Annotated in this window: 15 protein-coding genes; 7 read left to right on the top strand and 8 right to left on the bottom strand. The window is 65.5% G+C overall.

Going from position 1 to position 20219, the window contains the following annotated elements:
* Positions 1 to 37: 37 nt before the first annotated feature.
* Both AC6A67_RS13745 and AC6A67_RS13740 read right to left on the bottom strand, forming a co-directional pair.
* Positions 38 to 1747: an amidohydrolase gene (locus AC6A67_RS13745; RefSeq protein WP_498037122.1), complete on the bottom strand. Its 1710-nt coding sequence runs from the start codon at positions 1745 to 1747 to the stop codon at positions 38 to 40.
* A gap of 628 nt (positions 1748 to 2375) precedes the next feature.
* Positions 2376 to 2813, bottom strand: coding sequence for a DUF2177 family protein (locus AC6A67_RS13740; RefSeq protein ID WP_498037121.1), 438 nt, complete (start codon positions 2811 to 2813; stop codon positions 2376 to 2378).
* A 491-nt stretch (positions 2814 to 3304) separates the two neighbouring features.
* Between AC6A67_RS13740 and AC6A67_RS13735 the strand changes: the two genes are divergently transcribed.
* On the top strand, positions 3305 to 4552 hold the full coding sequence (locus tag AC6A67_RS13735) for a class I SAM-dependent methyltransferase (RefSeq protein ID WP_498037120.1): 1248 nt from the start codon (positions 3305 to 3307) through the stop codon (positions 4550 to 4552).
* Here AC6A67_RS13735 and AC6A67_RS13730 read toward each other — a convergent pair.
* From AC6A67_RS13730 to AC6A67_RS13710, 5 genes are all read right to left on the bottom strand, one after another.
* A complete protein-coding gene (locus AC6A67_RS13730; RefSeq protein ID WP_498037119.1) occupies positions 4518 to 5315 on the bottom strand; it encodes an SDR family NAD(P)-dependent oxidoreductase in 798 nt (265 codons plus the stop codon). The two genes, AC6A67_RS13735 and AC6A67_RS13730, sit on opposite strands and share 35 nt — an antisense overlap.
* A gap of 330 nt (positions 5316 to 5645) precedes the next feature.
* Positions 5646 to 5996: a hypothetical protein gene (locus AC6A67_RS13725; RefSeq protein WP_498037118.1), complete on the bottom strand. Its 351-nt coding sequence runs from the start codon at positions 5994 to 5996 to the stop codon at positions 5646 to 5648.
* 571 nt (positions 5997 to 6567) lie between these two features.
* Positions 6568 to 7827, bottom strand: coding sequence for an ABC transporter substrate-binding protein (locus tag AC6A67_RS13720; RefSeq protein ID WP_498037117.1), 1260 nt, complete (start codon positions 7825 to 7827; stop codon positions 6568 to 6570).
* Positions 7828 to 7972: 145 nt separating this feature from the next.
* Positions 7973 to 9619 carry an AMP-binding protein gene (locus tag AC6A67_RS13715; protein ID WP_498037116.1) on the bottom strand — a complete coding sequence of 549 codons (1647 nt, stop codon included), beginning with the start codon at positions 9617 to 9619 and terminating at the stop codon, positions 7973 to 7975.
* Between the two features lie 232 nt (positions 9620 to 9851).
* Positions 9852 to 11414, bottom strand: coding sequence for an acyl-CoA carboxylase subunit beta (locus tag AC6A67_RS13710; protein ID WP_498037115.1), 1563 nt, complete (start codon positions 11412 to 11414; stop codon positions 9852 to 9854).
* A gap of 449 nt (positions 11415 to 11863) precedes the next feature.
* Between AC6A67_RS13710 and AC6A67_RS13705 the strand changes: the two genes are divergently transcribed.
* From AC6A67_RS13705 to AC6A67_RS13680, 6 genes are all read left to right on the top strand, one after another.
* A complete protein-coding gene (locus tag AC6A67_RS13705; protein WP_498037114.1) occupies positions 11864 to 13549 on the top strand; it encodes an acyl-CoA carboxylase subunit beta in 1686 nt (561 codons plus the stop codon).
* 174 nt (positions 13550 to 13723) lie between these two features.
* Positions 13724 to 15298 (top strand): ABC transporter substrate-binding protein, encoded by a 1575-nt coding sequence (locus tag AC6A67_RS13700; protein WP_498037113.1) that lies wholly within the window; start codon positions 13724 to 13726, stop codon positions 15296 to 15298.
* 187 nt (positions 15299 to 15485) lie between these two features.
* Entirely contained in the window at positions 15486 to 17102 is a 1617-nt protein-coding gene (locus AC6A67_RS13695) for an AMP-binding protein (protein ID WP_498037112.1), read from the top strand.
* Between the two features lie 162 nt (positions 17103 to 17264).
* Complete coding sequence (locus AC6A67_RS13690) at positions 17265 to 18797, top strand: acyl-CoA carboxylase subunit beta (protein WP_498037111.1); 1533 nt, start codon at positions 17265 to 17267, stop codon at positions 18795 to 18797.
* 145 nt (positions 18798 to 18942) lie between these two features.
* Positions 18943 to 19158 carry an acyl-CoA carboxylase biotin carboxyl carrier protein subunit gene (locus tag AC6A67_RS13685; RefSeq protein ID WP_498037110.1) on the top strand — a complete coding sequence of 72 codons (216 nt, stop codon included), beginning with the start codon at positions 18943 to 18945 and terminating at the stop codon, positions 19156 to 19158.
* A gap of 207 nt (positions 19159 to 19365) precedes the next feature.
* Positions 19366 to 20001 (top strand): TetR/AcrR family transcriptional regulator, encoded by a 636-nt coding sequence (locus AC6A67_RS13680; protein WP_498037109.1) that lies wholly within the window; start codon positions 19366 to 19368, stop codon positions 19999 to 20001.
* Here the strand turns inward: AC6A67_RS13680 and AC6A67_RS13675 are convergent.
* Positions 19975 to 20219: hypothetical protein (locus AC6A67_RS13675; RefSeq protein WP_498037108.1), on the bottom strand; the 245-nt coding region annotated here is incomplete at its 5' end. The two genes, AC6A67_RS13680 and AC6A67_RS13675, sit on opposite strands and share 27 nt — an antisense overlap.

Genomic DNA, 20219 nt, shown 5'->3' with positions numbered 1-20219 from the left:
CCCGATGCAGCGCACGCTTCGCCACTAAACCTGTCGCTCACTGCGCCGCATAAACAGTGTGGCCGTCCTTGATGGTCTCCAGCACCCTGATGTCCTTGATCTGCTGGGGTGGAACGGTCAGCGGGTTGCGGTCGAGGATGACGAGGTCGGCCTGTTTGCCTGGGGTGAGCGAGCCCTTGCGGTCATCTTCGAAATATTGCCGAGCGGCGTTGATGGTGATCGCCTTCAGCGCCTCAAGCGGCGTGACGCGCTGGTCGGGGCCGAGGGTCTCGCCATTGCGCATCGGGCGATTGACGGCGGTCCACATCACCATCATCTGGTCCATGGGGACCACACTGAAATCGGTGTGATTGGTTGGCCTGAGACCGAGGTCGATGGCCGCCCGCATCGGGCTGATGAACGAGGCCTGGGCAAGGCCGCGGTTCTTCACATGGGCGTCGCCGAAGAAAAACGTGTGCTCGGTGAAGAACGACGGGTTCATCCGGTAGGCGACGAACTTCTCCAGCTGGTCCTTGCGCACGAACTGGGAGTGGATGACCACGGTGCGGCGATCCCTGTCGAGGCTGTCCGGCGCAGCGGCCTCATGCGCCCGCAGCACCGCGTCGATGCCCGCGTCGCCATTGGCATGGGCGGTGACCTGAAGCCCACGGTCATAGCAGGCCCTGAACATGGCGTTGAGGGTCTCCTGCGGGAAAGTCAGTTCGCCGCGCCAGTCCTTCTCGCCGCCGGGACCGCCAGTCAGGTAAGGGGTGGTGAACGCCGCCGTGCGGCCCTGGGGCGAGCCATCGGCGAGAATCTTGCAGCCGCCCAGCTTGAAGCGGTTTTCATAGGCGCCGAAACGCTCCGGCGGATTGTTCCGGAGCACAGCCTCAAGGTCGCCGACGAATGGATAGGAGATCAGGTCAATGTAGAGGCCGCCAGCCCTTGCGGCGCGCTGCAGCAGCTCCACATGCGGCGCCATGGACGCGCCTTCCTGCGCCGTGGTCACGCCCGCGCGCGCATAGAGCGCCTGGGCGTATTTGATCTGCGCCGCCTCCTGATCGCGCGTCGGCGCCGGCAATTGCTCATGCAACGGCAGCCACGCTGTCTCCATCAGCAGCCCCGTCGGCTCGTTGCTGCCTGGTTTGCGGGCGATCACGCCGCCGGCGGGAGTAGGGGTTGCGGCGGTGATGTTGAACTGCTTCAGCGCCGCGCTGTTCAGCACGGCGCCATGGGTCGAGACATGGATGACGATCACCGGATTATCCGGAAACGCCGGGTCGAGATCGTCGCGGGTCAGGGGATGATCGGGCGGCAGCATGTTATCGTCATAGCCATAGCCAATGATCAGCTCGCCTGGCTTCTTGCCCTTGCGCGCGGCGAAGGCCTTGAGGTTGCGCACAATGTCCGCCGCATTTGAGGCGTCGCCGACGGGCGGCGCCGTGACATTGGCCTGGTCCTCCATGGCGAGGCCATTGATGAAATGGCTGTGTGGGTCGATGTAGCCTGGCAACAGCGCCTTGCCCTTCAGGTCGACCAGCCGCGTCGCCTCGCCTTTGGCCCTGGCCGTCACCTCCTGCAGCGGGCCGACCGCAAGGATCTTGCCATCCTTCACCGCCAGCGCCTCAGCTTTTGGTCTTGCATCGTCCACCGTGACGATATCGCCGCCGAAGTAGATGGCGTCAGCGACACGGGATGGGGCGCTGACTGCGGTGTGGCTGGCGGCGAGGGCGGAAAAGAGTGTGAGACTGAGGACGCGTTTTATCACCAGTGATTTCCCTGACTCACGGTGCGCGCTCGATCCATATGGTCGTGGGATGGCGCGATAGACGCCACGCCACCTTTGGAAACGCGCCCGTCGGATGGACATGCGCCAGAGGCGCGACCGCAGGCTGCCGCGGCCCGGTGGATGGCGACTGGTCTAGACGTCCTGGCGGCAGGGCTCAATACTGGCGCATGGCGATCAGTATTCATGCGCCTTTCCATGCGCGCTGATGGCTTTGGGCGGGTCCTAATCTGCGTCGCAGCATCGATGCGCAAGCAAAATCTGGCGCGATGACTTGGCCCGCCCTCACGCTCAGCCAATAGTGGAGCGTTCCACCTGGCCACGGCCCGGGGTGGCGGCGGCGATCTGGAACGGCAAGCCGATGAAAATGGGACAATGTGACGAGTGGCGCGGGCGTGGCGCCGCCCCGCAGAGCGTCGAGCGGCTGTGCGCAAGCACAGGCAAGTGACAGGACGGGGTCCAGAAGGCAGGGCTCAGATCAGCGAGGCGGGAGGCGCGGGCCCTGGGCGCCGCCTCCGTCTTGATGTGATGGCGCGAGGATTCCGCAGCTGGCCTTGCAGCGTGCGCTGGGCCATTGCCGCCGTCTGGGGGATGCTCCCCAGTCGCATGATCACGATGCGCCCTGGACCAGGCGGGTGATGAACAGGCCGGCGCAGCTGGAAATGGCGGTGAGCAACATGCCCCAACTGGTGTCGATGACGGCGACCAGATCTGACCACTCCCTGAGCGTCGCGAGGTTGGTAGCGTTGTAGGCGCCATAGGCCATGCCGCCGAGGAGCGCGCCATTCACCAGCGTCACCACATAGGACCCCGTTGAGAGGCCAGGGGCCACTGCGAACCACACGGCGCCTGCTGCATAGAGGACGTAAAATGCCGCCGCCACGCCGAGGCGCGGATCTGGCGCCAAATGTGCGCCGATACGTGGCCGATACAGCGTCGCCGTCATGTTGGAGAGCCAGAGATAGTCGAGCAGCAGAAACACCGCAGCTGTGGCGGCCCATGCGATTGAAAACGTCATGACGTCGGGCATGCGTAAGGGGAAGCTCATGCTTAACTCCGGATGTATGTCCTGTGAAGCGCGTCATTGTTTAACATGCGCGGCTAAATACGCTAATGTCGCCGCGCTCGTCTATGATGTACACATGCGATGTTTGCAGCGCTGCGACCGCCCGGTCCAGGGCGAGGACGGCCACGGGGCAGGAAGGGGGGCTGCGGTCTGGCCAGGCGGGTTGCGTCCTCCCTGTCAGAGCGCGCCCGCCTGCCCAGTTGTGTACAGAACTTACGCGCGGCGCCCCACAGTGGATCACGTGGCGCGGGCAATTTCGCGCGACCGCGGCGCCAGGGCCGGCGCGGCTGGGTGGTCATGCAGCGCCTACAGCGACACGGCGACAGATTGGTTGCTGCGCCAGTGATCCGCCACGCAGCTTGCGCCGTATGCAATGCAGCTGCCGTATGCAATGCAGCTACTGACGCGGAGGGTCGTGGCGTTGTCGCGCGTACCGCCGCCGCACGCCGCACCAGCACTGGAAATCCAAACCCATGACCATGACAGACATGACCGGTCGCGGAGACGCCCTGAACGGCAGCCCCCGCATTCACGGGCGGATCGCCGCCTGGCTCGTCAGGCGCTGGCTGCGCGGCGTTCAGCATGGCGGCGTGATCATGCGACTGCCAGACGGAGCGACGGTGTCCGCCAATGGGCCGCTGCCCGGGGCCCAGGCGCAGATGCATATCCGGTCCTGGCGCTTTTTCAGCCGCCTTGCGGGCGGCGGACTGCTGGGCCTCGCCACAGCCTGGCGCGACGGTCTGTGGGACAGCCCGGATCTTGGCGCGGTGCTGGACTTTGGCGCAGCCAATGAGGCGGCGCTCGACGCCGCGCTTACGGCGCCGCGCGCGGTGCAGGCTCTGGCCAATCTCAGACATCGCCTTAACGCCAACACCAGGCGCGGCAGCCGGCGGAACATCGCCTTCCACTATGATCTGGGCAATGCGTTCTACGGCCACTGGCTCGATAAAACCATGACCTATTCTGCGGCGCTGTTCGCCGGGCCGGATACAGGGCTTGCCGCGGCTCAGGAGGCGAAGTACCGGCGCATTGTGCGGGAGCTTGGCGTCGAAGCGCACCATACAGTGCTCGAGATTGGCTGTGGCTGGGGTGGGTTTGCGCTGTTCGCCGCCAAAGAGACCGGTTGCAGGCTGGTGTGCCTGACGATCTCGGAGGCTCAGGCCGAGATGGCGCGCGCCAGGGTCGCGGGGGCTGGCCTCAGCAGTCAAATCGAGGTGCGGCTTGAGGACTATCGCGCGGCGACCGGGGCCTTCGACCGCATCGTGTCGATTGAAATGTTCGAGGCGGTCGGTGAGTCAAACTGGCCAGTGTACTTCGACAAGGTGCGCTCGCTGCTCAGGCCAGATGGCGCGGCGATGCTGCAGGTGATCACCATCGGCGAGCCGTGGTTTGACAACTACCGGCGCGCGGCGGACTTCATCCAGACCTATATTTTCCCAGGCGGCATGCTGCCGTCGCCCACGCGGCTTGAAGCGGCGGCGCTCGAGGCGGGGCTGCAGATGGACACGCCGTTCTGGTTCGGCGGTGACTATGAGCGCACCTTGCTGGAGTGGGACAAGCGCTTTTGCCGCAATTGGGACCAGATCAGGCCGCTGGGCTTTGACGACAAATTCTACCGCATGTGGCGGTTTTACTTCCATTACTGCGCCGCAGGTTTTCGCGAGGGGCGCATTGATGTCGGGCATTTCAGGCTGACGCCCGCCGCAGCATCCGTCTCTTGATGGCGAGCCGCAGCCGGGCCGGCAGGATCGACAACAGCCTCACGCCGATCGCCATTGGCAGCGGAAAGGCGAAGGAGGGCGCGCGCCTGTCGAGCCCCTTCAGGATCGCTGCGGCGGCGGCCTCCGGCGTTATCATGAAGGGCATGGGAAAGTCGTTGACGCTGGTCATCGGCGTATCGACGAAACCGGGATTGGCCACCATCAGTGACACGCCGGCGGCGGCGAGCTCCGGTTGCATCGCCTCGCACCACGCTTGCAAGGCCGCCTTGCTGGCGCAATAGCCGGCGGCGCCTGGCAGCCCGCCATAGCCCGCGACTGATGCGACCACGACAATCTGGCCTGCGCCACGCTGCATCATGGCGGGAGCGACCAGCGCCATGGCGTTGACGACGCCGAGCAGATTGACCTCGATCAGTCGCTGCACCTCCTGCGGCTGAATGTTTTGCGCCGTATCGGCGAGCCAGGCGCCGGCGTTCAGCACCACCAGGTCGGGCACGTTCCCGTCGGCGCAGACGCGGCGCCAGGCGTCGGCCAGTTGCGCGCGATCGGTGACATCAAGCGGTAGCGCCTGCGCCGCCGTCCCAAGCTGCGCCGCAAGTTGCGCCAGCGCGTCGCCTGAGCGGGCGCTCAGCGCCACGCGCCAGTCAAGCTCCACCATGCGCCGGGCCAGCGCCGCGCCGATGCCTGAGCTGGCGCCCGTGATCCAGACCAGCGGGACGCTGCCGGTGGACGACGGCGCGGAAGCCGATGGTTGCTGCGACATTCAGCTCTCCATGGGTGTTGATGACGTTGGGGCGCGGGCCTCAGGTGCTGGCGCCTCAGGCAGTTGTTGGGTCGGGCAGTCGTTGTTCGGGCGCCTGGCCGCGCGCCTGCTGGCGTGTCGCTCCAATCAGGAGCCCACCCCTGTCGTTGCGCTGACGCCCTGGCGCATAGAACGGCGGCGCGGGCGCTTCGTGCTGCGGCGTTACGCATACGGGGCTGCGACGATGCTGACGCCTGCGCGACCGGAGATACGCAGTGGTCGCACGCGCTCGACCAGAGCCGGGTGAGCTGTGCTGGTCGTATCTGGCATCAGCACGGTTGGGCGCATCGCCTAACGGATCACCGCCAGACCCACTTCGCCATCGTCCCTGAGCCAGCGTATCCGGTCGCCAGCCTGCTTCTCTATGCGGAAGCAGAAACGCTTGCCGTCATACCAGCTCGGCCATTGCTGGCACATGGCGTCGCCGCTGATCCACCATTTGCCGGTCTCGCGGGGGGCAAACAGCCGGGCGACAGCGGACACGCCGCCGAGATCGCCGCTGACTGCGCCTGACGCCTCATAGCGCAGGGGAATTTGGCCCACGGGGGTCTGCAGCGCGACAGTGCGGCCGGTGATCAGCGCCCGGATTTCGGCGCCGCTCAGCGTTGCATCTGCGGCCAGGGCGGGTGATGTGACAAGCATTGCGGCAAGCAATAGCCCCATGCCGCCATGTCTGACGCAAGGATGCCGCCGGAGCGTCGCGCCATGTTGTGAAGAACGAACGAGGCAGGCCATGTCTGGATACTCCCGCGTGACGATGAGACGAGAATCATTACGCAGGAGGGCGGTGGTCAGATCATGCCAGGCGCCAATTCTCGGACAGCGCCAGCGGCAGGGGCGCAGCAGGTCCATTGTGGCGGCGGGCGGCGGTGTCCGGGAGCGGCTGTGATCAAGTGAGTCGACTTGACTTTGGCAAATATCCTGGCGCGGCTCTGTCAGCTCCCGTACTCCCCGGTCAAATCCAGAGGGCGACGGTCATTACTATGTAACTGGCTGGAAAGTCTGTAAGACGTCATCGTTGGTCATAGGTGAACCTGATCAGCAAGACCCAATGGCTTCTGGTCAAGCCTCAGCGGGGTCATGCTTCGCGCATTGGCTCCAACCGCGCGCCTCATCCGCGCGGCCGCCTTGTATGTCAGTGAAATTGACCTGTTGCATGCTCCTGATTTTGTCCCGGCGAAGAAGGGGTCGCCGGGCTGCAGGTCGTCGCAGATCAGCCGGGGGCGCGTTCGCGGAAGATGCCCATGGCCCTGGGGTCTCGCGCCGAGACAATGGAGGCCATGGCCAGTTCTTCGACGCCGATGCCGCGATGGTTGTCCGGGGTGAAGTTGATGGTGCCGAGCATGCCCTTGTAGCCGCGCACCTGGTCCATACCGGCCTTGATCCTGTCGCTTTCGAAGCTCTTCTGCTCTTCGATGACCTGCTTCAGCAGATGCAGATAGTCGTAATAAGGCGCGCCGGCGGCGTTGACTTCGGAGCCCTTGGCTTCCGGGCTGGCCATGATCTTGCGGGCATAGGCTTTTTGGCGCTCGCCTGGCTCTTCATTGCCTGACCAGGTCAGGTTCTTGTACCAGGTGCCATAAGCGTTTTTCATGGCTTCTGGCGGGGCGAGTCCGAGCAGGGATTCGAGGAATAGCGAGGTATGGCCGGTCATCGGCGGATACCATTTCATGCTGTGCAGCGTGTTGAAGGCCATCGCCGAATTGGGCAGCGTCGACATCCACATCAGCACCGCTTCGGCGCCGGATTTGCGCAGCGCCTGCAGATAGATGTTCAGGTCAGGCGCGGTGATCGGGAAGACCTGGATATCGGTGGGGGCGAGGCCACGCTTCTTCAGCTGCGCGACGGAGGCAGGGGTGATGCTTTCGCCATAGGCGGTGCTCTCCTGCAGGATGCCGATTTTCTTGATGCCGAGCTTGTCGACAAGGTGGGCGACGCAGGCTTCGGCCTGCTGGTCCGAGTTCAGGATGAACTGGTAATGGTAGGGATATTTCTTGCCGTCGCCCATGTCGGATAGCAGCGCATAGGTCGTCTGGATGATCTTGCGCGGCGTGGTGGCGGCGGCCGAGGCCAGCGCCTGGGACGAGCCGGTGGGGCCGGCGACGATGTTCACGCCCTGGGCGCCCAGCTTGAGAATGACGCCTGGCTCCTTAGACGGCAGCGCTTCATCATCATGCTCGTCGCGGACGATCTGGCGGCCGAGAATGCCGCCGGCGGCGTTGATCTCATCGACGGCTATGACGCCGCCGGCGTAAAGCGGCGCAAAGCTGGTGACCAGCCGGCCGGTGGTAGGCCGCACCCAGCCGATGCGCAGCGGATCGCCGCTTTGGGCGCGCGCCGGAGCGCCAAGGCTGGCAAGGCCTGCACCGAGGCCCAGCATGCCGGCGAGGCCGAGCAGGCCGCGACGCGAAATCTCGCCATCGGCGCGGATCAGACCCGGGACCAGCCGGGCGTCGTCATTATGTCTGGTCATTGTTGCCTCCCATTATCGCCATCGCCTGGCGTATCGTCCGCGCCAGCGTACTGCTGAGCAGGGCGGCGCCATGCTCGCTCGCCCGCGCCAGGCATCACCGTTTGCGGCGCCGGACCATTGCTGACGCCTGCGGCCGCCCTGGCGTTCAGGCGCCTCCGGCGCCGATCTTCTCACGACGGATGCGGATGCCCGCCGCCTCACGATCCCAGACGTCTGGCGTGACGCCCTCGGCGCGCAGCAGGTGTTTCTGCACCTTTTGTGTCGGGGTGCGCGGCAGTTCGGCCAACACGCGCACGTAGCGGGGGATCATGAAATGGGCGAGGCGCGGCGTCAGGAATTGCAGCAGCTCCGCTGGATCGAGGGACGCGCCCTCTGCAACCGAGACGGCGACCAGCACATCATCCTCGGCGAATTCCGATGGCACCGCGACAACCGCCGCTTCCTTCACCGCCGGATGGGCGCAGACCTCGGTCTCCACTTCATAAGACGAGATATTCTCGCCCCGCCGCCTGATGGTGTCCTTGAGCCGGTCGACGAAAAAATAATCGCCGTTCTCATCCTTGCGGAAGGCGTCGCCAGTGTGGAACCAGCCGTTCCGCCACGCGGCGACGGTGGCTTCCGGATTTTTGTAGTAGCCGTGGTTCATCGCCCAGGGACGATCGGTGCGCAGGATCAGCTCGCCAACCTCGCCGGTGGCGACCTCACAATCATTGCCGTCAACAATGCGCACATCGACGCCGGGGCGGGGGCGGCCACAGCTCGACAGCGCCGTCGGGTTGCGCTCCGAGACCAGCGGGCACGACGTCTCGGTCATGTTGAAGGTGGTGTAGACGTCGACGCCGAAGCGCTCGGAAAACGCCACCGCGTCCTCGCACAGCGGCACCATGGTGACCGTGCGCAAGGGATGGTTGCGGTCATCAGGGGAGGGCGGCAGCTTGACGATGAAGGTCGCCATCACGCCGAGCAGCGTCACTGACGTCACGCCGTGCTGGTGGATTTCATCCCAGAACGCCGCCGTATTGAAGCTGTCGACGATGACGATCGAGGCACCACGCAGCACCGAGCGATAGACGCAGGCGGTGCCGCCAGCGTGGAACAGCGGCAGATTGCACAGGCCGCGGTCGTCGGGGCCAAAATACGGCCATGGCTCATCGGCCATCGACGCCAGATGCAGATAGCTCGACAGCACGCCCTTTGACGGCCCCGTGGTGCCGGATGTGTAGATGATCGACTGGGTGTCCCAGGGCATGATTGGCCGCTCCAGCGCCGGCAGATCGTCGGCGCCGTCGGTCAGGGTTGATGCCGGCAGCAGATCAAGGCCGTGGGCGTGCGGCGCGCCATCCGTCGCGCCGCCGATGACCACGGCGGTGGTCAGCCGCGCCCGGTCGATGTCAGCGAGGCGGCCGAGCAGATCAGCGTGGCAGACAATCAGGCTGGCGTCGGAATTGGCGATGACATGGGCGAGCAGATTGCCGCGATAGGCCAGATTGATGGGCACATAGACCGCGCCGAGATAGTTGAGGCCAAACCACACCCGCATGGCGTCGCGGCCATTGGGCAGCCAGGAGACGACATGATCGCCCTGGCGGACGCCGGCGGCGCGCAGGCCATTGGCGGCGCGGATCGCCTCGGCGCGCATCTGCGCCCAGCTCCATTCGCCGCCATCGGCGAAGCGGGCGAACACCTTGTGCGGCTGCTGGCGGGCGAATTTCTCAACGGCGTCGCGCAGGATGCAGCGGTCAGCGGCAGGAATGCGTGGGTCGGCTGGCTGAACAGCTGTGATTGCGCTCATGGCCATCTCCAGGGGCTGTGGACGTAACGCGGCGAGTTGCGCCAGAGCGGGATGCGCCTCTCGCGCACCCCGCTCCATCGGATCGGGCCCCCATGCGGCAAGGCCAATGGCCAGGCCGGGACATGGCGGCCTCGGCGGCGGTGCCCGATCATTGAGGGGGCAATGTCACGGCACCAGCCGGTGGGACGCCGCCCCGACCTGGGGTCGGCGCGGCGCATGCAGGTGCACGCGCTTAGATCGGCGCGACGGATCTGAACTTCGGCGGCAATTGATTGTCTCTGCGCGACGGCGCCTGATCGAGCACGGTGATCAGCTCGGCCCGGGTGCGGCGCGGGTCGATCACGTCATCGACGCCAAAGCCGCCAGCCGCCTCGAGCACGCTGATGTCGGCGCGCATGGCGTCGATCAGCTCCTGGCGGCGCTTGTGCGGCTCGGGATGGCTCTCATAATCCTTGCGATAGGCGACATCGACCGATCCCTCGATCGACATGGCGCAGATCTCGGCGGTGGGCCAGGCGAGGCTGGCGTCAGAGTCGAAGCTGCGACCGCCGCACATGGCGAAATAGCCAAGGCCATAGCCCTTGCGCAGCACCACGGAGATGCGCGGCACCGTGGCGTGGCCAAGCTCATAGATCAGCTTGGCGCTGTGCCGGCCCAGGGCCGTGCGCTCGGCGGCGGAGCCAATGGAGAAGCCGGGCACATCGATGAGATAGATCAGCGGCAAGCCGAAGGCGTCGCAGACGGCGATGAAATGGGCCGCCTTGTCGCAGGCGTCAGAGGTGAGCATGCCGCCCAGCTTCTGCGGCTGGTTGGCGATGAAGCCGACCGGGCGGCCAGCGAGCCGGGCGAAGCCGATGACGATGTTGCGGGCGAACGTCGGCTTGATCTCGAAGAAGCTGTCGCGATCTGCGACCAGATTGATGACCTTGCGCACGTCATAGGCGCGCCGGGTGTTGGCGGGGACGATATCGAGCAGCTCATCGGCCATGCGCTCAACCGGGTCATCGCAGGGCAGGATGGCCGCCGGGGCGCGGGCATTTTGCGGCAGAAAACTGAGATAACGCCGGATAGCGTCGAGCGCCTCAGCTTCGCTGTCGACGCCGAGATGAGCGAGGCCATTGCGGTCGACCTGGGCCTCCGCCCCGCCAAGCTCCTGGATGGAGGCGTCCTCACCGGTGCCGGCCTTGACCAGCGCCGGGCCGGCCAGCCCCATGGTCGACTGGCCGCGCACCATCACGACGAAATCAGCCATGCCGGCATAATTGGTCGGGCCAGCGAAGCCCGCGCCCATCATGCCCGCGACCATCGGAATCCAGCCCGACATCCGCGCCAGATCATGAAAGAACGGGCCAGCCTTGGCGAAGTGGCGGGAATTCTGGCCGCCCTGAATGCGATGGCCGCCGCCATCCAGCAGCATCACCAGCGGGATGCCGCGCGTCGAGGCCAGATGGGCGAGGCGGCTGGTCTTGGCGCTGCCGAGCTCGCTGATCGAGCCGCCAAACACGCTGAAATCCTGTGAGAGGATGGCGCACCAGCGCCCGTCGATGCGGCCCGTGCCCGCGACCACCCCGTCAGCCGGGGCGTCCTTGTCCGGGCCGCTGCGGGGGCGGATTAGCGCGCCAATTTCCTGAAACGACCCAGGCTCGCACAGATAAGCGATGCGTTCACGCGCGGTCATCTGCGCCCGTTTGCGGTGGCGTTCGAGCTGGCTCGCACGGGCGACGTCGCCAAGCGCCTCATGGGCGGCGGCGACCATCGCCAACAGGGCGCGCGAATCCGACGGGACTGCATCCACGGACATTTCTCCCTAGATTTTTTGCTGGCGCCGACGCGCCTTGAGCTGCGGCGGGGCCGGAGTTTTGTGCAGCCTAGCAGAGCCGCAACCGGCGTCCATAGAAACTTGCTTGCCAGCAAGCGATAAAGTTTGCCGATTAGGCCTTGGCCGCGTTGACAGGCAAAAAGCCGCTGTTACAGTCGGGTCATAAAACTTACGCCAGCGTCAGTTTATTGGCACTGGCGTGGCGAAGCGGCGCAAATGTCGCTCGAATTGGGATGGAAACGCCGATTAACCCGCGGGCGCGCGCCGATGGCGCCGTCTGCGTCAACCCATGGCTGTTTGCCACGAGTGGTCGCCATGCTGCGTCCGCTGCGGCGGCAGGCGTGTGATGTGGATACTGGGTCAGCGCCAGTGCGCCGTCTGCGGCGCGGTGGCCTGACGCCAGTATCCGGGGCAGGAGAGGGCGCGTGGCGGACACCGCACAAAAGCTTGCTGCACGACACAATGGGCGCGCGCCTCAGGCGTCGGCTGACGCTGCGGCGTCTGGCGCGACGGCGGGCCTCACGCAAGCGGCTGCGGCAGGTCCTGGCGTCGTGACCTCGGTGGCCGACATTCTGGCGCGGATTGAAGCGGCGCGTTTCGCCGCCAGCGACGCTGGCAGGCCAGACGCCATTGCGCGCCAGCACCGGCTGGGCAAACGCTCAGCCCGCGAGCGCATCAGCGCATTGACCGATCCGGACAGCTTTATCGAGGCGGGCGCTTTGGTGCGGCCAAAGCCCGAACATGGCGAAACGCTGGATGCGCCGGGCGATGGGATCATTGTGGGCACCGGCCGTATCGAGGGCCGCCCGGTCGTCGTCTCCGCCTCGGATTTCACCGTTATGGGCGGCAGCAGCGGCAAGGCTGGCGGGCTGAAGGGCGCGCGGGCGATCCAGTATGCCATCGATCATGGCGCGCCTTATGTGTCGCTGATGGATGGCGGCGGCCACCGCATTCAGGAGGGGCTGGACAGCCGGCATTTCGCCAGCGTCTCGACGCCATTCAGCAAATTGGTGGAGCTGTCTGGCTGGGCGCCGATCTGCGCGGCGATGCTGGGGCCGGGCTTCGCCGGGCCATCGAACTTCGCCGCGCTCGCCGATTTTGTGGTGATGGTGCGTGGCCAGTCGACCATGGGCATCGCCGGTCCGGCGCTGGTCAAGGCGGCCACGGGCGAGGATATCGACAAGGAAGCGCTGGGCGGGGCCGCCGCCCAGGCCGATCGCAACGGCCTCGCCGACCTTGCCGTTGACACCGAACTGGAAGCGCTGGCGGCGATCCGGCGTTATCTCAGCTATTTCCCGTCCAACGCCCAAGCGGCGGCGCCGATCGTCGACTGTGATGACCCCGTTGACCGGCGCGAACCCGCGCTGCTGGAGATGGTTCCGGCCAATTCGCGCCGCGCCTATGACGTGCGCAAGGTCGTGGACGCCATCATTGACCGGGGCAGCGGCTTTGAGCTGAAACCTGCCTACGCCCGTAACGTCATCACCACCCTGGCCCGCCTCAATGGCCGGCCCGTCGGCGTCATCGCCAACCAGCCGCTGCATTTTGCCGGCACGCTCGACAGCGCCGCCTGCGAGAAGATGGCGCGCTTTATCTCGATCTGCGACGCCTTCGGCCTGCCGCTGGTGTTCTTCGTCGACATTCCCGGATTCCACGTCGGCACGCCCGCCGAGCGTTCGAGCCTCGCCGCCCGCAGCGCCCGCATCATCTATGAGCTCGGGCGCGCGACCGTGCCGCGCCTGTCGGTGGTTCTGCGCAAGGGCTACGGCCTCGGCTTTATCGCCATGAATGGCGGCCGCAGCTTCGGCGCCGATCTTACCGTCGCCTGGCCCACCGCAGAGATCTGCGCCATGTCGATCGAGGGCGCGGTGGATGTGGCGTTCCACAAGGACATTGCCAGCGCGCCTGACCCGGCGCAGCGTCGGGCGGAGCTGATCGCCCGTTTCCGCGCCCGGGTCAGTCCGCTGGCCGCTGCCGAGGGCTTCGGCGTCGATGACGTCATCGACTCGCGTGACACCAGGCCGCTGCTGATTGAGGCGCTGGCCCGCACCGCGCCGCGCCGTAGCGCCAGGGCGGCGCCGCCGAAATTTCACGGGGTGCAGCCGATCTGATGCCAGAACCCGATGAGAATGACACATCGGGTTCTGGCTAAGCCCGTGCGGCGCCTGAGGATTTCAGGATGCGGATGCGTCAGCATCTTCGCATCCTGGTATGAGCGGCCGCTTCGTGACCAGTCAAAAACCATAACAGCTTGATCGCGGCCCAGGCCGCAGGGGAGGACGAGGATGAGCGTTAAAGGTGACCGGCAAAGACCCGCTAACGCCGACGGCCTGCGCCGTCGCGATGTCCTTGGCGCCGCCGCCGCGGCGGCGGCTTTCGCGCTGACGTTCCGGAACATTGATCCGGCGCAGGCACAGGGGAGCAAGGATGGCGTGCTGCGCGCCGCCATCAACGTCAATCCGTCGACGCTCGATCCGGCGACCGGCCGCAGCGGCGGCGATCACCAGTTCCTGTTCCCACTCTATGACACGCTGATCCAGTGGGAGCCAAAGACGCTGGAGCCACGGCCGGGCCTGGCCAAATCCTGGTCTTATCCAGACGACAAGACCCTGGTGCTCGAACTGCGTCCTGGCCTCACGTTCCACGATGGCACGCCGCTGGACGCCGAGGCGGTGAAGTTCAACCTCGACCGCTATCGCGCCGATGAGAAGTCCAACATCAAGGTGGATCTCGGCTCCGTGGAGAGCGTCGAGACCAAAGGGCCGACCACCATCACGCTGAAGCTGAAGAGCCCGGACCGGTCGCTGCCGCTGGTGCTCACCGATCGCGCTGGCATGATGGCCTCGCCCACCGCCATCAAGGCCGGCGGCGGCGCCATTGATCGCAATCCGGTCGGCGCCGGGCCGTGGAAATTCGTCAAATGGGAGAACAATGTCGTCGTCGGTTATGAGCGCTTCCCCAATTATTGGGACAAGGCGCTGCCGAAGACCGGCCAGCTGGAGCTAAAAGTCATCACCGAGGTCGCCACTGGCGTCCGGTCGGTGGTCGCTGGCCAGAATGACATGGTGGTCAGCGTGCCGCCGATCCAGAAGGCGTCGCTCGAGCGGGGCGGCAAGCTGCAGGTCGACGTCACGCCGTCGCTCTATCTGCACATGGCCTATATGGATTTCTCCAAACCGCCCTTCGACAATCTCGCGGTGCGTCAGGCGATGAATCTCGCCATCGACCGGGAGATGTTCAACAAGGCGACGCTGGCCGGGCTCGGCGAGCCAGCGACAACTATCTATCCCAAATCTTATTGGCCATATGACGCTGAGGCGGCGAAGATCCTCGCCTATGATCCGGACAAGGCCAAATATCTGATCAAGCAGGCTGGCAATCCGACGGTCGAATTCACCGCCATCGGCTACGCCGACCAGGCCGCCGTCAAGCGCCAGGAGGTGCTGATGGAGATGTGGCGCAAGGCCGGCATCAACACCAAACTGCGCACCGCAACCGTGGCGGAGGCCTCGACAGCCTTCTTCTTCCAGCGCGCCGTGCAAAGCTTCATCGCCGCCATCACCTCGCGGCCCGACCCGTCCATGGTGCCCTACATCATCTTCGGCAAGTCCTCGCCCTATAATGGCGGCCGCCAGGAGATTCCCGGCATGGAGGCGGCTCTGGCGGAATCGCGCGTCGGCGCTGACCAGGCGGCGCGCAAGGCGGCGCTGGCAAAAGTGCAGCGTATCGCCGCCGAGCAGGCGGTCTATATCCCGCTGGCCTTCGATCCGAATGTCACCGCGATGCAGCAGACGGTGAAGGGCTTCGTGCCCAATCTGCTCGGCCGTCCGCGCTTCGAAACCGTGTCGGTCGACGGCTGACAGACGCCGCCGGCGCGCCGCCTGAGCTGGCTCGGGGCGCTTCGGCGTGGGCCTCAATGACCTGCCGGGCACGCGGCCGTCGCCACGCCTCGCAGGTTCAGCCCCCGCATCCGGGGCTGACACAGCAGGCTGACGCGCGTGAACGCGCGCTCCCTGCCAATGCAAAAATAACTCCTGGGAGACGCCTATGAGCACCCGGCTTGATCCGCGCATGCCGTCGCGCGACGCCTGCGTGATACGGGATCTGATCGACAAGCATGCCGCCGCCAGCCCTGAGGCGCCCTTCGTGGTCTATGCGGATGGCGCGACGTGGAGCTTTGCCCGTCTGAGTCAGGAAGTGCGCGATTGCGCTGCAGGCCTGCAGGGCCTTGGCGTTCGCCAGGGCGATTTCGTGCTGTCGTGGCTGCCCAATGGCGCCGCCTGCATGCGGGTGATGCTGGCGCTCAATTATCTTGGCGCGGTCTATGTGCCGATCAACACCGGCTATCGCGGCGGGCTGCTGGCCCATGTCATCGAGAATTCCAGCGCCACGCTGATGATCGCTGATCCGGCGCTGGTTGATCGTCTCGCCGACGTCGACACGGCGGCGCTGCGCGACGTGGTGGTGACTTCGGATGCCGTCGCCATCGTTATCGACGGCCTGACCCTGCATGACCAGTCGCGCCTCAACGGCGATGGCGATGCTCTGGCTGCGCCGGAGCGCGAGATCATGCCGTGGGACACTTTGTCGGTGATTTACACCTCTGGCACCACGGGCCCGTCCAAGGGCGTGCTCTCCTCGGCGCTGCAGGTGTATTCCACCTTCATCCCGAACAATTCCATGCTGCCGGAAGACCGCATCCTGGTGACGCTGCCGATGTTCCACATGGGGGGAACCGGACCGATCTGGGCGTCGCTGATGCGCGGCGGTTCGCTGGCGCTGGTCGAATCCTTCCGCACCCAGGAGTTCTGGGACGTGGTGCGGCGCTTTGAAGTCACCCACACCATCCTGCTCGGCGCCATGACGCCATTCCTGCTGAAGGAGCCGCCGTCAGCGCGCGACCGCGACCATGGGCTGAAGAAAGTGGTGATGGTGCCGCTGTCGGACCAGTACCAGGAGTTCTCCGAGCGGTTCGGCGTATCGGTGATGACCAGCTTCAACATGACCGAAACCTCCTCACCGCTGTTTGTGGTCGATCCGCCGGTCAAGGGCACCTGCGGCAGGCCGCGCGCCGGGGTGGAGTTGCGCGTCGTCGATGACAATGATTGCGAGGTCCCCCATGGCGAAATTGGCGAGCTGATCATCCGCTCCGACATGCCGTGGGCGCTCAACCATGGCTATCATCGCAACCCGGAAGCGACGGCCAGGGCGTGGCGCAATGGCTGGTTCCATACCGGCGACGCCTTCCGCCGTGATCAGGATGGCAATTTCTTCTTCGTCGACCGCATGAAGGACGCCATCCGCCGCCGCGGCGAGAACATTTCGTCGTTCGAGGTTGAGAAGGAGATTGTCGCACATCCCGCCGTGCGCGATGTGGCGGTGGTCGCCGTGCCCAGCGAGTTCGGCGAGGACGAAGTGCTGGCGGTGCTGGCGCCTTCGCCGGGACAGACGATTGATCTGCCGGAGCTGGTGGCCTTCCTGACGCCGCGGCTGGCCCATTTCATGGTGCCGCGCTTCTTCCGCATCATTGGTGATTTGCCCCGGACCCCAACGGAAAAGGTACAGAAGCACCTGCTGCGCGCTGAGGGCGTGACCAGCGACGTCTGGGACCGCGAAAAGGCTGGCATCGTGCTCAAGAAAGAACGCCTGACCGCCGCGCGCTAGCGCATGTCCGAACTCTGAGGATCGGCACAGGCTCCCCTTCTCCCCGCAGGGAGCGACGTCTGCTCGATCAAACGCGCCCGTGTGATCGCGAAGCGCGCTCAGGCGCTGATCCCGGCGCCAGCGCCCCGTGGCGCGGCGCTGGCCCGCTTGCAAGGAAACGCCATGACCACCACCACCTCCAGCCTCGACGCCGAATTCGACCAGCGACGGGCGCATGTGCACGCCATGGGCGGCGAAGCCAAACTGCAGGCCCGGCGCAAGGATGGCATCCTCAACGCCCGTGAACGCATCGCCCTTTTGTGTGACGAAGGCAGCTTTCAGGAAATCGGTGAGTTCACCCGATCGGTGCGCGATGAGGATGCGGGACGCACCCCCGCCGATGGCATCGTCACCGGCTTCGGCAAGGTCGATGGTCGGGTGGTGGCCGTGGCCTCGTTCGATCTGACGGTGCTGGGCGCCTCATCGGCGCAGAATAATATCCGCAAGCTGGGTTTCCTCAAGCAAAGCGCTTCGAAAGCGGGCGCGCCCTGCGCCTTTCTGATCGAATCCGCTGGCGCGCGCATGCCTGATATTCAGGGCGCGGCGGGCATGGGTCGCATCGGTTTGCTCAACAGCAACAATCGCGATCGCGACACGCCCTGGGTCAGCGCGGTGCTTGGCCCGTGTTACGGCATGGGCACATGGTACGCCGTGCAGTCGGATTTCACATCGGTTCGGCGCGGCGCCACGTTCTCGGTCTCCAGCCCCAAGGTTGTCTCGGTGGCGCTGAGCCAGGAGGTGACGGCGGAAGAACTCGGCGGCGCCGATGTGCACGCCGAGATTACCGGCTTCGCCGACCATGTCGGCGACACCGACGCAGATTGCATCCTCGCGCTGCGGCGCTTTCTGTCCTATCTGCCGTCGCATGCCAATGAGCCGCCGCCGCTGTCCTCCGCTCCGGTTGAGGCCCATGACGGCGCGCGGATCACGGCGCTGATCCCGGAGGCCCGCAACAAGGTCTATGACGGCCGCAAGCTGGTGGAGTTGATCGCCGATGTCGGCTCGGTGACGCCGTGGCGCGCCCGCTACGGTCGCACCCTTGAGACGGCGCTGGCGCGGATCAACGGCCGCAGCGTCGGCGTCATCGCCAGCAATCCCATGCGCAAGGGCGGCGCGATCGACGGCAAGTCGTGTGACAAGATGACGGAGTTCATCGTGCTCTGCGACAGCTTCAATATCCCCATCGTGCTGCTGGCCGACACGCCCGGCTTTCTGGTGGGGCTGCAGGCCGAGCATGAGGTGGTGGCCGGCAAGATCATGAACAATCTCAGGGCGTTGCATCTGGCTTCGGTGCCGAAGGTCGCCGTGGTGGTGCGCAAGAGCTATGGCCAGGCCTATCTCAATCTGGGCGGCGCCGGCGCCGACGCGCTGGCGGTGATGACCACAGGAGAGGTCGGGTTTGTCGATCCGGCGGTCGCGGTCAGCGTCGTGCACAACCGCCGCCCGGCGGCGGATGACGCGGGCTATGCCGAGCTGATGAACGACATGGTGGCAAGCAATTCGCCCTATGAACTCGCGGGGATCTTCGCCGCCCAGGCGGTGATCCGCCCAGCGGAAACCCGCGACTGGATCGCTGGCATGCTCGATGTCTACGCCCGCCGTCCCACTGGCGGCGTCAGCCAGCATCGTCTGGCCACCTGGCCGACGAGTCTCTGAGATCGCCGTCGCACCTGATTACAGCCATGCGATGCGCAAGGCGGGCTGCGCCGGAGACCCGGTCTTTCGCCAGCGCACGAGCCGACCCATCGCCACACCAACAACGACCGGCGGTCAAGCCGCAGCCCCACGAGAGGAAACCAACATGGCCATTGACGTCAAAAGCGAAATTTCCGGACGCGTGTTCCAGATCGTCGCCAATCCTGGCGACCAGTTGCAGGAGGATGACCCCATCATCATTCTGGAGGCGATGAAAATGGAAATCGCCGTGGGGGCGCCCAAGGCCGGCGTGCTGCAACGCATCCTCGTTGCTTCGGAAGACAATGTCGAGGAAGGGCAGGTCGTCGCCGTCATGGAGTGACTGGCGCGCATGGGCATGAGCTTGTCCCATGCCTCCCGTGGCGTCCGCCGATAGTGGGCCGTGTCAAACCCGCTCTGTTCGGCCCGAGCGGAACGAGGCGCACAGGCGATGCGCCTCCGACGCTGCGGCGCCCTATAACGACAGCGGCCGCGCCGGGGCTTCCGCCCTGGCCCTTGGCGCGGTGAGCTGGCGATGTCCGGGAGACAAATGGTGACTGCAGTGGCCCGTAAACGCTGGAACGGCGAGTTTGAGACCTCAGAGGAACAGCAGGCGCTGAAACGCCGGCTGATGCTGCGCGAGGCAGGCGCGGCCTTCAATGAGCGCGGCTTCCGCAATGTGTCGCTTGATGAGATCGCGGTTCGGCTCGGCATCTCCAAGACGGTGTTCTATTATTATTTTCGCGACAAAAACCATCTGCTCGAGTGTTGCGTCAACATCGGCTTTGAGCTGGCGGAGACGGCGCTGGAAGCAGCAGAAGCGTACGAGGCCAGCGGCCTGGAAAAGGTCGCCTGCTTCATGCACGCCTATATCCGGGGCATCACCTCCGAGGTCGGGGCCTGCGCCGTGCTCACCGAGCTGAATTCGCTGCAACCCGAAGTCATGGCGGCGGTACGCAAGCGTCAGCGCGCCTTCAGCCGTCGCGTCATCCGTCTGATCGAACTGGGCCGGCATGACGGCAGCATCTGCGTCGACGATCCGCGCACAGCGGCGGCGTGGATCATCAGCCCACCCCTGACCATCCCACGCCTGACGCAGCTCTGGCAGGATGGCGGCGGTGACCGGCTGGCGGATCAGTTCACCGCCTTCGCCCGCCGTTCATTGGCGGCCCCTGGCGGAAATTGAGCGCGAGCTGGCGTGCAAGCCTGCCAGACTGGTCAGCGACTGGACGATAAAACCGGCGCGCTGAGGAGGACGGGGGAGCGCGAGGGCCGAAAAGCTGAAGCCAAGCGGCGACGCATCCACGTCAAATTGCGATTTTTTTGCCTGCAAGACGAACGACTTGCCGATGGTTACAAATGTTCCTTCCACAGAAGCGCGGCGACCACGACAAACGTATGACC

It is taken from the genome of Camelimonas sp. FR25 (genome assembly GCF_059740505.1).
Note: the sequence above shows the minus strand (reverse complement) of the source record. Positions and strands in the feature narration are given on the sequence as shown.